We start from the raw sequence: 14,577 nt of genomic DNA on the forward strand, positions 1-14,577 counted from the left end.
TGCCGGGGTTCCCGGCCGGAGACGACCATGGCACAGCGGCAAGACGGCTGCGGCGCCACTGTGAGCCGCGAAACACCGGGAGACTAGCAGAATTCTCTGAATCGATCCCGACCTCGCGATTCACCCTCGATCAGACCCCCGGTTGCATAGTCATGCAGTCGAGTGCATACACTGTCGTCGTGTCCAAAGTGCTCACTTCCCTGCCCATCGGTGAACGTGTCGGTATCGCCTTCTCGGGCGGCCTCGACACCTCGGTAGCGGTCGCGTGGATGCGCGACAAAGGTGCGGTGCCCTGCACCTACACCGCCGACATCGGCCAGCCCGACGAACCCGACATCGCGTCGGTGCCCGGCCGCGCCACGTCGTACGGCGCGGAGATCGCCCGCGTGATCGACTGCCGTGCCGCGCTGGTCGAGGAGGGGCTCGCGGCACTGGCCTGCGGCGCGTTCCACATCCGCACCGGCGGCCGCACGTACTTCAACACCACCCCGCTCGGCCGGGCGGTGACCGGCACGCTGCTGGTCCGCGCGATGCTCGAGGACGACGTCCAGATCTGGGGCGACGGCTCGACCTACAAGGGCAACGACATCGAGCGGTTCTACCGCTACGGCCTGCTCGCGAACCCGGCGCTGCGGATCTACAAGCCGTGGCTCGACGCCGACTTCGTCACCGAGCTCGGCGGCCGCAAGGAGATGTCCGAGTGGCTGGTCGCGCACGGCCTGCCCTACCGCGACAGCACCGAGAAGGCGTACTCCACCGACGCGAACATCTGGGGCGCGACGCACGAGGCGAAGGCGCTCGAGCACCTCAACGCCGGCATCGAGCTGGTCGAGCCGATCATGGGCGTGCGGTTCTGGGACCCGGCGGTCGAGATCGCGACCGAGGACGTGACCATCGGCTTCGAGCAGGGCCGCCCGGTCACCATCAACGGCGCCAAGTTCGACTCCGCGGTCGCGCTGGTGCTCGAGGCCAACGCCATCGGCGGCAGGCACGGGCTCGGCATGTCCGACCAGATCGAGAACCGCGTGATCGAGGCCAAGAGCCGCGGCATCTACGAGTCGCCGGGCATGGCGTTGCTGCACGCCGCGTACGAGCGGCTGGTCAACGCCATCCACAACGAGGACACGCTCGCCACGTACCACAACGAGGGCAGGCGGCTCGGCAGGCTGATGTACGAGGGCCGCTGGCTCGACCCGCAGTCGCTCATGATCCGCGAGTCACTGCAGCGCTGGGTCGGCATGGCCGTCACCGGCGAGGTGACGCTGCGGCTGCGGCGCGGCGAGGACTACTCGATCATCGACACCTCGGGCCCCGCGTTCAGCTACCACCCCGACAAGCTGTCGATGGAGCGCACCGAGGACTCCGCGTTCGGCCCGGTCGACCGGATCGGCCAGCTGACCATGCGCAACCTCGACATCGCCGACTCGCGCGCCAAGCTCGAGCAGTACGCCGGGCTGGGCATGGTCGGCGGGCAGCAGGCGATGCTGATCGCCGCCGCGCAGCCGTCGACCGAGCTGATCGGCGCGATGCCGGAGGGCGGCGCCGAGGTCATCGCCTCCCGTGGCGAGGCTCCGGCCGACGACCAGTTCCTGGACGCGGCCGCGATGGAGTCCGGCACCGACTAGGCGAACGGCTGCCAAGCGAGGCGGGCGAGGCTGGTCAGGTCGCTGACCAGCACGCCCGTCTCCGACACCGTCCACAGTGCACCGCCCAGCACCAGCGCGCGCCGCACCCCGCCGCCGTCGTGGCTCACGGTGCCGGCCTCTGTGAACGCGCCGTCGGTCAGGCGCAGCACCAGCGCGCCGCCGCCGGAGCGGTCCCCGTCGACCGGCACGACGAGCAGTCCGTTGTCGGGCCAGTAAAGGAAAGCGTGCGGGTCGTACTCCGCCTCGGAGTGGGCGCCGCGCAGGTGATGCTTGGCGAGCAGGCTCGGCCTGGCCGGGTCGCGGACGTCGAAGAGCGAAACCTGGGTGCCCAGGCTCCTGCCTTTCTCGCTCGCCTCCTGCCCGACGCCGATCAACCGGCCGTCACCGGCGGGATGCAGATAGGCGGAGTAACCGCTGATCTTCAACTCCCCCACCGCGCGCGGCTTCTTCGGATCCGAAAGGTCCACTGTGTACAGCGGGTCGGTCTGCCGGAACGTCACCACATAGCCGACCGGCCCGAGGAACCGCACCGCGTAGATCCGTTCCCCCGCACCGAGTCCGCCGAGTTCCCCGACCGCGGCCAGCTTGCGGTCGAGCACGGTTACCTTGCTGTGCGCATCACCGTCCACTGTGGTCGCGACACGGAGATGATCCGCGTACTCGGACATCGAGTACTGGTTGAGCAGCCTTCCCCGCACCGAGCCGGACGCGGTGTGCACCGGTTTGCCCGGCTTGGCGATGTCGAACCGGTGGATCTCGGTGTCGGCGCGGTTTTCGTCGGCGATATACAGACTCGTGCCGGTGCCGTAGACGATCTCCCCGTCGGCCACGATCGACACCGGATCACCCGTGCCGAGCTTGCCCGCGAGATCGACGGTGAGCACGGTCAGCATCGAGGCGGCGCTGTACTCGGCGGGCCGTTTCACCTGATCACACGGCACGAGCGTGCCCTCTTGACGGCTGCCTTCGCGTTCCAGTGTGTAGTGCGGAAGCCAATCCTCGATCTTCGACCGCTCCAAGGTGTCCCGATTCCGCTTCGGATCCGCCGGATACGGGAACGGCAACCGCGGCGACGAACGCAGCACGATCCGCGCGACGCCACCGACCTGACGCGCGTCGACGAAGGCGCCGTCGGTGGTCAGCGTTTCGAGCACCTTGGGTGTGCCGGACAGGTCGACGAGCGTCAGCCGAGGCCCGGCGCCGCCGCCCGGCACGGGCTTGCGGCCCTCGAAGTCGGGCATGATCGTGCCTTCGGAGACCACGAGCGCGCGATCGCCTTGCAGCAGTAGCCGAGTGGCCATCCCACCGGGCATGGTCATCGATCCGCTGAGTTTGCGGCTGGCCACATCCATCACCCGCAGCGTGCCGTCCGCGACGCTGACCAGCCGTTTCCCGTCGGTCTTGACCACATCGGGCTCGTCGACACCGGCTTCGTGGGTGTTGGTTTTGGAGAACTTGGCCGCGGCGTCCTGCGGAGCGGCTTCCGCCGCGATCGCCCGCGCGCCGGTGAAATCCGGCCCCACGCTGTCACCGCCGGGCAGGCCGTACTCGCCGATCCGCGGCAGCAGCGCGCGTTTGAACGCCTCGAGCGCCGTCTGGCACGAGTCGAAGGCGGCCAGCCGCAGCGAAGCCGGTTCGTTGACCGGCCCGTAGTCGACGATCGTGGTCCGCTCGCCCACCGGAGAGCCCGGCACCGCGCTCGCCGCGGCCAGCAGCACCGCCGCGCAGGCGACCGCGACCCGGAACGTCATCAGCTTGGCCATGCTTCAGTGACGGAACCAGGCCCCGGATCCGTTGCACGCTCGGCGAGGTGGGCAAGCCCGGGATAAAGCGGGCTTTATCCCGGGGTGGAATAAAGCCCGCTTTATCCCGGGCTCAGGGGCCGACGCGGGCGGCCACCGGTTTAGCACTCCGCGCGGTGGGTATCCGGCCGCCATGATCAGATCGGTCGCCGCGGTGCTGCTGACCTGCGCGGTCGCCGCCTGCGGGAGCCCGGCGGACGCCGCGCCGTCGGCGGTGGCGCGCCGGTTCGCCGACGCCGTCGGATCGGGTGACACCGCGGCCGCGTGCGCGCTGCTCGCGCCCCGTGCCAAGGACGCGCTCACCACCCATCCGTGCGCGGTCGCGCTGGCCGCGCTGCGGCTGCCGCACGCGCCGCCGGCCATGCCCGTGGTGTGGAGCAGCGAAGCTCAGGCCAAGAGCGCTGACGACACCGTGTTCCTGCACGAGTTCTCCGACGGTTGGCGGATCACCGGCGCCGGCTGCCATCCGCGCAACGAGCAGGTCTACGACTGCCTGGTCGGTGGGCGATGAGAGGCCGCGCGTTGTTCGTCTGCTACCTCGTCTTCGTGGTCGCGGGCCTCGGGTACTGCATCGCACTCGGGCTGGCCCACCAATGAAGCGGTACTTACGCGACAACGGCCTGGCGCTCGCGTTCGGCGCGTTGTTCCTGGCCAGCCTGCTCGGGCAGGCGCTGGCGGGACACGCCGACTTCGACAGCCGCGCGCTCGCGCACGGCGCCGAGCCGATCAGCCTGCTCGACTACGTGACGTCGAGCGATTTCGCGGTCGATGTCGCCGAGAACTGGCAGTCGGAATACCTGCAATTCTTCCTCTATATCTTCGCGACCGTCTGGCTCATGCAACGCGGCTCACCCGAATCGAAGCCGCCGGACCGGCTCGGCGCCGAGAACGACCGCGAGCAACTCGTCGGGAAGTACACGAAAGTGTCTTCGCCGAAGTGGGCCCGTGCGGGTGGGTGGCGCACCGCGGTCTTCTCGCGTTCACTCGGTTTCGTGATGGCGGGCCTGTTCCTGCTCTCGCTGCTCGCGCAGTCGATCGCGGGATTGAGCGCCTACAACGCCTCGCAGCTCAGCGACTTCGGTGATCCGGTGACCTGGCTCACCTATCTGGGTTCGGCGGATTTCTGGAACCGCACGCTGCAGAACTGGCAGTCGGAATTCCTGGCCATCGGCTCGATGGCCGTGTTCAGCGTCTACCTGCGCCAACGCGGTTCCCCCGAATCGAAACCGGTCGGCGCGCCGCACGATGACACGAATGACGGTGGTTAAACGCCGCCAATGCGGGTAACCGCCGGGTGGTGACACCTCCGACAAGGAAAGGTTCGTCGTGAACGACAAGATGGAGAACAAGGCCGAAGAGCTCAAGGGCAAGGCCAAGGAAGCCGTCGGCGACGCCACCGACAACGAGCAGTGGCAGGCCGAAGGCAAGGCCGACCAGGCCAAGGGCTCGCTCAAGCAGGCCGCCGAAAAGGTCAAGGACGCTGTGAAGGGCGTCCGGGACAAGGACTGACCCCCCATTCGAACGGCGGGCCCGGCGACGGGCCCGCCGCCTGTCCCTGCGAGGTGGCGGCCATGACCAGCATCATCGCGATCACCGTGGATTGCCAGGACGCCGAGAAACTGGCCGCGTTCTGGCAGCAGGCACTCGGTTACGCCGAAACCCGCCGCTGGCGCGACGGTCACGGACTGACCTATGTGGAGCTTCGCGGGAAAAGCGGAATACCCTTGCTGTTCCAGCCGGTCGGTGAGGGCAAGCGCGTGAAGAACCGCGTCCACATCGACATCGCGCCTGCCGAACTCGGCCAATACGCCGAAATCGACCGCCTGACCACACTCGGCGCCCGCGTCCTCACGGACGACCCGGCCGAGCATTTCGTCGTGCTGGCCGACCCCGAGGGCAATGAGTTCTGCGTGCTCCCCCAGCGTGATCCTGACGAACTTGTTCGGGACGAACACGTTCAGTAGGCTCGCTCGATGACCTCGGCACCCCGCAGCCGCCGCGAGCGCCCCGCCAAGCCAGCGCTGACCTACGAAGGCATCGTCGCCACGGCCGTCCGCCTGATGGAAACCGAGGGGCTGCAACGGGTCACGATGCGCAGGCTGGCCCAGGAGCTCGACACCGGCGCCGCCTCCCTCTACGTCTACGTGGCCAACACCGCCGAGCTGCACGCCGCCATCCTCGAGCACCTGCTCGGCACGGTCGACCTGCGCCCGGTCCGCGCCAAGGGCGACTGGCGGGACCGGCTCATCGCCGTTCTGCGTTCGTATACCCAGGTTTTGTTCGCACACCCGGCCTTGGCGAGTTCCGCGCTGATCGCCAGGCCGTCCGGGCCGAACTACCTCGCGCTCGTCGAGGCGGTCTTGGCGTTGCTGCACAAGGGTGGAGTACCCGACGCCCAGGCGGCCTGGGGCATCGACGCGCTCCTGCTGGTCGCGACCGCGACCGCCGCCGAGCAGTCGGCGCGCGCGGAGAGCGCCGCCGCGCCGGCGGACCACGAGGCCACGGTCGCCGCGCTGCGGAATGCCTCGCCCAAGACGCACCCACGCGTGGTCGCGCTCGGCGACGACCTCGTCTCGGGGCCACCCGAAGCCCGCCTCGAGTGGATCCTGCGCACGGTGATCAACGGGACCCTGGGCACCCCGCGCTGAGCGGGGTCGTGAGTGGTATGGCCGGTTCTAACCGGCCGGAACACTCACGACCACTTCAGACGCAGAGGCCGGTGCGCCACGCCCAGGCCGCGATCTCCACACGGTTGCGCACCGCCAGTTTGCGTTGCACGTTCGCCAGGTGCGTCTTGACCGTCGCCTGGCTCACGAACAGGTCCGCAGCGATCTCGCTGTTCGTCCGGCCCTGCGCCACCTGGCGGACGACATCCAGTTCCCGTTCGGTCAGGGGTTCGGCGGGCGCGGAGTCCTGGGTCGCCTTGTCCGAGCGGTCGAGCGCGAAGTGGGCCAGCAGGCGGGTGGTCACCGTCGGGGAGATCAGCGTCGCCCCCGCCGACGCGGCGCGGACGGCCTCGACGAGCAGTGCGGGTGACATGTCCTTGAGGAGAAAGCCACAAGCGCCGTTGCGCAGGGCGCGGTAGACGTACTCGTCGAGGTCGAAGGTGGTCGCGATGAGGACGTTCAGCGGGTTGAGCACGCCGGGACCGGCCAGTAGCCGGGTCGCCTCCAGGCCGTCGAGCTTGGGCATCCGGATGTCGAGCAGGCAGACGTCCGGGCGGAGCCTGCGTGCCTCGTCGACCGCCGCCTGGCCGTCGCCGACCGAGGCGACGACCTCGATGTCGGGCTGGGAATCCAGGATCATCCCGAACGCCGAGCGCATCATCTCCTGGTCGTCGGCGATCAACACACGGGTGCTCATCCGCGTCATGATGGCAGAGCCAAGGTCAACGGCAGCGTCGCGGCCACGCGCCAGCCGTCGCCGTCGGGCCCGGAGGTCAGTGTCCCGCCCGCGGCTTCGACGCGCTCGCGCAGGCCGACGAGACCGAAGCCGCCGCCGGACGAACCGGGTTTGGCCGCGCCGTCGTCGCGCACCACGATCTCCAGCTTGTCGTCGGGCAGGGTGCGCGCGCTGACCGTGACCCCGGTGGTGCCTTCCGCGTGGCGCAACACATTCGTGAGCGATTCCTGGACGACATGGTGCACGGCGTCGAGCACGTGCGGGACGAGATAGGTCTCGGCGAGCACCTCGTCGATCTCGGTGGTGACCGGCGGGCCGACGAACTGGCCGGTCGCCTCGGACAGCACCGCGCCGAGCGGCTTGCGCACCGGGATGGGCTGGTCGTCGCGCAGCACCGTGATCATCCCGCGCATCGACGCCAGCGCCTGCGAACCCGCCTTTTCGATGCCCGCCAGCATCTTGTCGAGCGCCTCCGGGGTCGGCTGCTGCCCGGCGGCCGTGGTGTAGCGGACGGCCTGCGCCTGCGCGACGATCGCGGTCACGTGGTGGGCGACGAAGTCGTGCAGATCGCGGGCATACGTCAGCCGCTGCACCTGTTTGGCCATCTCGTGGCCGTCGGCCCGGCGCTGGTCGTGCAGGCGCAGGTACAGCCCGAGCACGATCACCAGGATCGTGGCGAACGAGGTCAGGATGACGAAGACCTCCCGCAGACCACTCTCGATCGTGTAACACCGCAACGGCATGATCACGATGGCGAGGAACTGGAGCGGGACGAGCAGCGCCGAGCGCCGGGGCGGCAGTTCGATGATCACCCGCGTCACCAGGCAGGCAAGCGCGATCGTCTCCACCAGGCCGTAGGTGTTGTCCAACCCCTGTGGCAGCGCGGGTGTCAGCAGGGTGAACGCGATCGAGACGCAGGTCGCCTCCACGATCACGACCGGGCGCAGGGTGGGCATGGCCAGCACGGCCACCTGCACCAGGCCGCAGATGGCCAGCCCGATGCCCGGGGCCAACGTTTCCGAGCTGAAGCCCTCGAGCACCGCGAGCGTGGCCGCTGTGAGCAGCCCCAGCCCCAGCGCGCCGCGCTGAACCCAAGAGAGCCTTCCGAATGTCGCCAGCATGGCTGCCACGTTAGGACAGTTCTCTGAGGACAGTCCTCATTCGTTCGGCGGAGCACGTTCGGGTTCACTCGTCAGTTCGGTGGAGCCGGATCTCCGGTCGATCGCGAAGCATGGGGACCATGAACGAACACGCTGTCGCCGAAGTGGAGCACCTCGGCAAGGTCTATGGCACCGACGGGGCCGCCGTGGTCGCGCTGGCCGAGGTGTCGGTGCGCTTCCGCCGCGGTGAATTCGCCGCGATCATGGGCCCGTCCGGCTCCGGCAAGTCGACCTTCATGCACTGCCTCGCCGGACTGGACACGCCCAGCTCGGGCAAGGCCAGTATCGCGGGCGTCGACCTCGGCTCGCTGAACGACGAGCAGCTGACCCAGGTCCGCCGCGAGAAGATCGGATTCGTCTTCCAGTCGTTCAACCTGCTGCCCACGTTGAGCGCCTGGGAGAACATCACGCTGCCGTTGTCCTTGTCCGGCAAGAAACCCGACCCAGCTTGGACCGAGCAGGTCATCGAGGCGATGGGCCTCCAGGACCGGCTCGATCACCGGCCCGCGCAGCTCTCCGGTGGCCAGCAGCAGCGGGTCGCGTGCGCGCGGGCGCTGATCACGCGCCCGGAGATCGTCGTCGCCGACGAGCCGACCGGGAACCTGGATTCCCGGTCGGGCGCGCAGATCCTCTCGCTGCTGCAGCGATGCGCGCGCGAATGGCGGCAGACCGTGCTGATGGTCACGCACGACCCGATCGCCGCGGGCTACGCGGACCGCGTGCTGTTCCTCGCCGACGGCCGCCTGGTCGACGAGATGACCCAGCCGACCCCCGGCCGGGTGCTCGACCGCATGCGCCGGTTCGACACGCAGGCGGTGGGCTGATGTTCCGGCTGGCGTTCCGTTCGATACTGGCGCACAAGGCGAGGTATCTGCTGCCCACGCTCGGCGTGGTGCTCGGAGTCGCGTTCGTCGTCGGCTCCCTGCTCTACGGCGACGCGGTCAAGACTTCGATCGAACGCGCCCAGATCCGCGCGCAAGCCGACGTCGCGGTCAAGGTGGAGCCGGACCGCTACAGCACGCCGATGGGCGACGACGTCGTCGGCCAGCTTCAAAGCGTGCAAGGGGTCGCGCAGGTCCGGCCGATCGCCGACGGCCGCGCGTTCCTCGTCGGCAAGGACGGCGCGCTCGCCGGGCTGCCCGACCGCGCGGCCGGCGTGAGCTACGACCCCGCCCGTTTCCCGCTGAGCGCCGGTAAGGCGCCAAGCGGCCCCGACGAGGTCGCCGTCGACGAAGCCGCCGCGAAGAAGGCCGGTTTCAACGTCGGCGACACCGTGAGAGTGATCGTCAAGGGTGTGGTGCGCCAGGTGCGGCTCGTGGGTGTGTTCGCGGGCGATGACGCTCGGCTGGCCTCGGGCGGCACGCTGGTCGCGTTCGAACTGAAGACGGCGGTCGAGCAGTTCGCGCACGTTCCGGGGAGCTACACGGCACTCGACCTGGTGGCCGCGCCCGGCGTCGGCCAGGACACGCTCGCGACCGGTGTCAGCGCCATGCTCGGAAAGGCCTTCGACGTCAAGACGGGCCATCAGCTCAACACCCCGCACAGCGACAACAAGATCACCGAGATCCTGCTGATCTTCGCGGCGGTGGCCCTGTTCGTCGCGGTCTTCCTGGTCGCGAACACGTTCACCATGCTCGCCGCGGCCCGCGCCCGCGAGAACGCGCTCCTGCGCGCGGTCGGCGCGTCGCGCAAGTACGTGCTGCGCACGGTGCTCGCCGAGGCGACCGTGCTCGGCCTGATCGCCACCGTGCTCGGGTACCTGCTCGGCATCGGCGCGGCGGCCGCGCTCAACAGCGCGTTCGCCGTGATCAACGGGCCGGGCGTGCCGCTGCAGGTGTTCAGCGTGGGCGCGCTGTGCGCGGCCATCGGGGTCGGCATCGGCGTGACCACGGTCGCCGCCTACATCCCCGCGCGGCGGGCGGCCGCCATCCCGCCGATCGCGGCACTGCGGACCGGCGTCCCGCCGACCGCGAAGTCGTTGCGCCGCAGGAACATCATCGGCCTCGTCGTCACGCTGCTGGGCGCCGCGATCACCACGGCGGGCATCCAGGCCGAGGACCTGATCTACCTGGGCGCGCCGGTGACCATGCTCGGGCTGATCGTGCTGACGCCGTGGTTCAGCCTGGGCCTGACCAAGATCCTGCGCGGGCCGCTCACCCGGCTGAGTGGCATGCGCGGCACGCTGGCCGTCGAGAACACCCGCCGCAACCCGCGCCGGACCGCGGCCACCGCGGCGACGCTGATGATCGGCCTGTCCGTGTGCGCGGCGGTCACCGTGCCGATCGCCTCGGTCGCCGCGGCGGACGCGAAGAAGTCGGCGACCGCCGACAAGGCCGACATCGAGGTCACCACGATCGACTACGCCGACCTGTCCGCGAAGACCGTCACGGACATCGCCAAGGTGCCCGGCGTCGGGTCGGTCACGCCGATGTCCCCGGTCGCCATCCAGCTCGACGACGGCGGCTATTTCAACCCCACCGGCGTGAATCCCCAGAGCATCAAGGACTTTTTCCCGGTCACGGTCAAGCAGGGATCACTCGATCAGCTGGCGAGCGGACTCGCGATCTCGGAGCAGGTGGCGGCCAAGCACGGCTGGACCATCGGCTCGGAGGTCTCGGGCACCTTGAAGGCGACCTCCGGCGACGCACCCGCGTCGCTGCCGATCGTCGCCATCTACGAGGCCCCGGAATCGGGTGAGCAGGCCCTGATCGCCGCGCCCAAGGACGCCGCGCCGCAGAAGATCCTGGTGAAGACGGACCAGGACGCGTCGACCGTGAGCAAGTCGATCCAGCACGCGCTCGCCAATCCGACACTGGTGGTCCAGACGAAGGCCGAGGTCGCCGAGGCAGCGGGCTCGCAGGCGGCGGTCTTCCTGAACATCCTGTACGCGTTGCTGAGCGTTTCGGTGCTCATCGGCGCGCTCGGCGTGGTGAACACCATGACGATGTCCACTTTGGAGCGAGTGCGCGAGATCGGCCTGCTGCGCGCGGTCGGGCTCGGCCGCAAGCAGGTCGGCTCGGTGCTCCGGCTGGAGTCGGTGATCATCGCCATGCTGGGCGCGCTCATCGGGCTGGTGGCTGGCTGCGCGCTCGGCGCGATCGTGGTGCTCGGCCAGGAGAAGCTGACGCTGGTCGTGCCTTGGGAACGGCTGGGCGTCTTCGTGCTGGTGACCGTCGCGATCGGGATACTGGCCTCGCTCTGGCCGGCGCGCAAGGCGGCCCAGACGCCCATCCTCACCGCCATCCACGCCGACACCGAGTAGCCGGGTCGTGAGTGTTCCGGCCGGTTAGAACCGGCCGGAACACTCACGACCTGATCGCCCGAAAGTGGGCTGATCATCGTGGTCTAGCGTGACCGGGACCGAACCCCAGACTGGAGGTCCCGTGGAGGGCGCCGTTTTCCCGTTCGTCTTCGCGGCGCTGTGCACGGTGGCGTTCCTGGTGAGCTTCATTCACGACCGCCGCAGGCTCCGCAACGGCTTCTACCTCTTCTTCGCGTTGTTCTTCATCGCGATCACGCTGCTCGCGCTCCTCGCGGCGGTCTCCCCCGACGCGGCGGCCTGGCTGGTTCTCGCTGCCTTCGTGCTCTTCGTCGTGACCGTGCTCGCGCTCGCGGTGTTCCTGATCTGCAACGGGATCACCATGCTCCGGCGCGAAGGGCGCAGGCCCGCGAACGTCCTGTCGCTGCTGGCAGGTCTCGGGATCGTCGGCCTGATCGTGTTCAACGCGCTGGTGACGCGGATCGACTGGGCGCCGCTCGACGCGCTGCGCGGCAGCGTCAACGGGATTCTCGCGTATGTCTCGTTCATCTTCGTATGCTTCCTCCTGTACTCGGTCGTCTACGGGCGCATCCGCAGCGAGAAGGGCGTCGACTTCGTCGTCGTGCTCGGTTCGGGCCTGCTGGGCGGGAAGACGGTGCCGCCGCTGCTCACGAGCCGGTTGAATCGTGGGCTCAGCGTGCTCGCCAAGGAGCACAAGCGGAACCGCGAGCCGCTGATCGTCACCTCGGGCGGGCAGGGGCCCGACGAGGAGGTGTCCGAAGCGCGGGCCATGGCCGACTACCTGGTGACCGCCGGGCTGCCGCGTGAACGCATCCTGCTGGAGGACCGGTCGCGGACGACGTTCGAGAATCTCCGGTTCAGCGCGGACATCATGGCCGAGCACAAGCCCGATTACCGCTGCGCCGTGGTGACCAACAACTTCCACGTCTTACGCGCCGCGCTCATCGCGCGCCGGGCCAAGGTGAACGGCCAGGTGATCGGATCGCCGACGGCCTGGTACTTCTGGCCGAGCGCGACCATCCGAGAGTTCGTCGCCGTGCTGGTCGACCACAAGATCAAGAACCTGGTCGTCTGCGTGCTGATCGTGCTGTCCCAGGTGCTGCGGGTTGTGACGTAATTCTTACGTAAGATTTCGTAACCGTTCTGAGCGGTTACTATTTCGAGCATGCCCACCTTGCTTCTCGTCGGCGTGCTCGCCGGGATCGTCACCAGCCTCTCCCCTTGCGTACTGCCGGTTCTGCCCGTCGTGCTGACCGCGGGCGCGCGGCGGCCGTGGGGTGTCGTCGGCGGCCTGGTGACGAGCTTCAGCCTGACGACGCTGTTCGGCTCGCTCGCCCTCGAAGCACTGCATCTGCCCGGCGAGCTGCTGCGCGACGCGGGGATCGCCGCGCTCGTGCTGCTCGGGCTCGGGCTGATCTTCCCCCGGGCCGGTGAGCTGCTGGAACGGCCGTTCGCGCGGTTGCGGGGACGAGCGGCCAAGCCCGAGAGCAACGGCTTCGTCGCCGGGCTCGCGCTCGGGCTGGTGTATGTGCCGTGCGCCGGGCCGGTGCTGGCGACCATCGCGGTGGTCGGGTCGACGCACCAGATCGGCTTCGACGCGCTCCTGCTGACGGCCGCTTTCGGCGTCGGGACCGGCATTCCGCTGCTCGTGCTCGCGGCGTCGGGCGGTGCGCTGGCGCGGCGCGCGGGCTTCCTGCGCAGGCACGCGCGACGGGTGCGCGTCACCACCGGCGCCGCCTTGGTGCTGGTCGCCGCCGTCACGGCGTTCGACCTCGCCGCGCCGCTGCAACGCATCGTGCCGGACTACACGGCCACGACTCAGCAGGCGCTCGGCGAGAAACAGCTCGATCAGCTCACCCACGCACCCGATTTCACCGGCGTGACCCAGTGGCTCAACACCGACAAACCGTTGTCGCTGACGGAGTTGCGCGGCAAGGTGGTCGTGGTCAGCTTCTGGACCTACAGCTGCATCAACTGCCAGCGCGCGCTGCCGCACCTCAAGCAGTGGTACGACACGTACCGCGACAGCGGGCTCGCCGTGGTCGGCGTGCACACGCCCGAGTTCGCGTTCGAGCACGATCCCGCGAACGTGGCCGGCCAGGCCAAGGCGCTCGGGGTCACCTATCCGGTCGCCATCGACAACGACTACGCCACCTGGAACGCCTACGGCAACAACTACTGGCCCGCCGCCTACCTGGTCGACGGCTCCGGCCAGGTCAGGCGGTCCATCTTCGGCGAAGGCCACTACGCCGAGTTCGAACAGCAGCTCCGCCAGGCGCTCGGCGACGCGGGTGCCCACTCGCTCCCCAAGCCCACCGACGTGCCCGACACCACCCCGAAGACTTCACTGACGCCAGAGACGTATCTCGGCACCGAACACGCCGGAGGCACCACCGGCCAGACCCGCGCCTACAGCTTTCCCTCCGAGGTCTCGCCCGACACCTTCTCGCTCGCGGGCACCTGGGCGTCCGAAAAGGAGTACATCACCGCAGGACCCGATGCCCGGCTGCGGCTGGATTTCCACGCCACGTCCGTCCACTGGGTGCTCGGCGGCTCGGGCGCCGTGATGCTCGACAACGGCACGACCATCGCCGTCTCCGGCGCACCCACGCTGTACACGCTGCTGACCGGCCACTCCGGGCACGGCGCGCTGACGATGACGGTCAGCCCCGGCGTGCAGGCCTACGCGTTCACCTTCGGGTGAGCCGCGACGGGCTCAGCGGCGGGTTGCCACGCTGCCGCGCCCGGTGCGCCAACGCCTTCATCTTGTTGCCGCAGGTGGCCATCGCACACCACTCGCGGCGCAGGCCGCGGGAGGTGTCGAGATAGACCTGGGTGCACTCCGGGCGGCCGCATTCCTTGAGCAGCTCGGCTTCCGGTCCACCGAGGATTTCGACGGCGACGCGCGCGACCGACGACAGCGCCTGCGACGGCGTCGCCTCCAAGACCAGTCCGTCCGGCGCGAGCTGGGGCACCACCGGCGGGCGGGCGGCCATCCGGTTGAGCACGGTGATCGAATCGGGGTCGTGGTCCTCCCCCACGATCCGCGCGCGCACGAGGTCGTAGATCGACTCGCGCAGCGCCAAGGCGGCGGCCAGGTCCGACGGATCACTGCCGGGCTCGGCGGCCGCCACTCCGGCTTCGACGAGCCAGGTGTCGAGGTCGTACGGCCGATTCAGGGTCTCGCGGGGCTCGGCGTTGCGGCGCGCCTTCAGCGTGCCGACGAAGTCCAGCGCGACGTTGCCGCAGGGAAAAGCGTGGTGCATGTCACCATTCTGACAGGTGAC

General features: G+C 69.2%; 14 protein-coding genes. 10 read left to right on the forward strand and 4 right to left on the reverse strand.

Annotated features, from left to right (window positions below; all coding sequences use genetic code 11):
* Positions 1–179 precede the first annotated feature (179 nt).
* Positions 180–1,625 carry an argininosuccinate synthase gene (gene argG / locus BLV57_RS37405; RefSeq protein WP_091297963.1) on the forward strand — a complete coding sequence of 482 codons (1,446 nt, stop codon included), beginning with the start codon at positions 180–182 and terminating at the stop codon, positions 1,623–1,625.
* Here the strand turns inward: argG and BLV57_RS37410 are convergent.
* Positions 1,622–3,409 (reverse strand): beta-propeller domain-containing protein, encoded by a 1,788-nt coding sequence (locus BLV57_RS37410; RefSeq protein WP_218134967.1) that lies wholly within the window; start codon positions 3,407–3,409, stop codon positions 1,622–1,624. The two genes, argG and BLV57_RS37410, sit on opposite strands and share 4 nt — an antisense overlap.
* A 172-nt stretch (positions 3,410–3,581) precedes the next feature.
* Here BLV57_RS37410 and BLV57_RS37415 point away from each other — a divergent pair, with 172 nt between their 5' ends.
* The 5 genes from BLV57_RS37415 (at position 3,582) to BLV57_RS37435 (ending at position 6,096) form a co-directional block, all read left to right on the forward strand.
* Positions 3,582–3,959 carry a hypothetical protein gene (locus BLV57_RS37415; protein WP_091297965.1) on the forward strand — a complete coding sequence of 126 codons (378 nt, stop codon included), beginning with the start codon at positions 3,582–3,584 and terminating at the stop codon, positions 3,957–3,959.
* 82 nt (positions 3,960–4,041) lie between these two features.
* Positions 4,042–4,716, forward strand: coding sequence for a DUF6766 family protein (locus BLV57_RS37420; protein WP_091297968.1), 675 nt, complete (start codon positions 4,042–4,044; stop codon positions 4,714–4,716).
* 58 nt (positions 4,717–4,774) lie between these two features.
* The gene (locus tag BLV57_RS37425) at positions 4,775–4,957 is read left to right on the forward strand and encodes a CsbD family protein (RefSeq protein WP_091297970.1); all 183 of its coding nucleotides are present in this window, start codon (positions 4,775–4,777) and stop codon (positions 4,955–4,957) included.
* Positions 4,958–5,019: 62 nt separating this feature from the next.
* Entirely contained in the window at positions 5,020–5,412 is a 393-nt protein-coding gene (locus tag BLV57_RS37430; protein ID WP_091297972.1) for a VOC family protein, read from the forward strand.
* A 9-nt stretch (positions 5,413–5,421) separates the two neighbouring features.
* Entirely contained in the window at positions 5,422–6,096 is a 675-nt protein-coding gene (locus tag BLV57_RS37435; RefSeq protein ID WP_091297974.1) for a TetR/AcrR family transcriptional regulator, read from the forward strand.
* Between the two features lie 55 nt (positions 6,097–6,151).
* Here BLV57_RS37435 and BLV57_RS37440 read toward each other — a convergent pair whose 3' ends face one another.
* Together BLV57_RS37440 and BLV57_RS37445 are read right to left on the reverse strand one after the other, a co-directional pair.
* The gene (locus BLV57_RS37440) at positions 6,152–6,811 is read right to left on the reverse strand and encodes a response regulator (protein ID WP_091297975.1); all 660 of its coding nucleotides are present in this window, start codon (positions 6,809–6,811) and stop codon (positions 6,152–6,154) included.
* A gap of 5 nt (positions 6,812–6,816) precedes the next feature.
* Positions 6,817–7,971 carry a sensor histidine kinase gene (locus tag BLV57_RS37445; protein WP_091297978.1) on the reverse strand — a complete coding sequence of 385 codons (1,155 nt, stop codon included), beginning with the start codon at positions 7,969–7,971 and terminating at the stop codon, positions 6,817–6,819.
* Positions 7,972–8,081: 110 nt separating this feature from the next.
* On the opposite strand from BLV57_RS37445, the gene BLV57_RS37450 reads away from it, so the two are divergent.
* The 4 genes from BLV57_RS37450 (at position 8,082) to BLV57_RS37465 (ending at position 13,994) form a co-directional block, all read left to right on the forward strand.
* Entirely contained in the window at positions 8,082–8,834 is a 753-nt protein-coding gene (locus tag BLV57_RS37450; RefSeq protein WP_218134968.1) for an ABC transporter ATP-binding protein, read from the forward strand.
* The gene (locus tag BLV57_RS37455) at positions 8,834–11,272 is read left to right on the forward strand and encodes an ABC transporter permease (protein WP_091297982.1); all 2,439 of its coding nucleotides are present in this window, start codon (positions 8,834–8,836) and stop codon (positions 11,270–11,272) included. Before BLV57_RS37450 ends, BLV57_RS37455 begins: the two co-directional genes overlap by 1 nt.
* Before the next feature lie 121 nt (positions 11,273–11,393).
* Positions 11,394–12,407, forward strand: a complete 1,014-nt coding sequence (locus BLV57_RS37460) for a YdcF family protein (protein ID WP_091297983.1) — start codon at positions 11,394–11,396, stop codon at positions 12,405–12,407.
* A gap of 48 nt (positions 12,408–12,455) precedes the next feature.
* Complete coding sequence (locus BLV57_RS37465) at positions 12,456–13,994, forward strand: cytochrome c biogenesis protein DipZ (protein ID WP_091297985.1); 1,539 nt, start codon at positions 12,456–12,458, stop codon at positions 13,992–13,994.
* Here BLV57_RS37465 and BLV57_RS37470 read toward each other — a convergent pair.
* Positions 13,981–14,556, reverse strand: a complete 576-nt coding sequence (locus tag BLV57_RS37470; RefSeq protein WP_091297988.1) for a CGNR zinc finger domain-containing protein — start codon at positions 14,554–14,556, stop codon at positions 13,981–13,983. The two genes, BLV57_RS37465 and BLV57_RS37470, sit on opposite strands and share 14 nt — an antisense overlap.
* Between the last annotated feature and the right edge of the window lie 21 nt (positions 14,557–14,577).

Source organism: Amycolatopsis xylanica, from assembly GCF_900107045.1.
Lineage (GTDB): Bacteria > Actinomycetota > Actinomycetes > Mycobacteriales > Pseudonocardiaceae > Amycolatopsis > Amycolatopsis xylanica.

Bases quoted from the DNA above. Each gene is read 5' to 3' on its own strand.
- BLV57_RS37410 (WP_218134967.1), bottom strand. From the start codon at position 3,409: ATGGCCAAGCTGATGACGTTCCGGGTCGCGGTCGCCTGCGCGGCGGTG.
- BLV57_RS37415 (WP_091297965.1), top strand. From the start codon at position 3,582: ATGATCAGATCGGTCGCCGCGGTGCTGCTGACCTGCGCGGTCGCCGCC.
- BLV57_RS37420 (WP_091297968.1), top strand. From the start codon at position 4,042: ATGAAGCGGTACTTACGCGACAACGGCCTGGCGCTCGCGTTCGGCGCG.
- BLV57_RS37430 (WP_091297972.1), top strand. From the start codon at position 5,020: ATGACCAGCATCATCGCGATCACCGTGGATTGCCAGGACGCCGAGAAA.
- BLV57_RS37435 (WP_091297974.1), top strand. From the start codon at position 5,422: ATGACCTCGGCACCCCGCAGCCGCCGCGAGCGCCCCGCCAAGCCAGCG.
- BLV57_RS37440 (WP_091297975.1), bottom strand. From the start codon at position 6,811: ATGAGCACCCGTGTGTTGATCGCCGACGACCAGGAGATGATGCGCTCG.
- BLV57_RS37445 (WP_091297978.1), bottom strand. From the start codon at position 7,971: ATGCTGGCGACATTCGGAAGGCTCTCTTGGGTTCAGCGCGGCGCGCTG.
- BLV57_RS37450 (WP_218134968.1), top strand. From the start codon at position 8,082: ATGGGGACCATGAACGAACACGCTGTCGCCGAAGTGGAGCACCTCGGC.
- BLV57_RS37455 (WP_091297982.1), top strand. From the start codon at position 8,834: ATGTTCCGGCTGGCGTTCCGTTCGATACTGGCGCACAAGGCGAGGTAT.
- BLV57_RS37465 (WP_091297985.1), top strand. From the start codon at position 12,456: ATGCCCACCTTGCTTCTCGTCGGCGTGCTCGCCGGGATCGTCACCAGC.
- BLV57_RS37470 (WP_091297988.1), bottom strand. From the start codon at position 14,556: ATGCACCACGCTTTTCCCTGCGGCAACGTCGCGCTGGACTTCGTCGGC.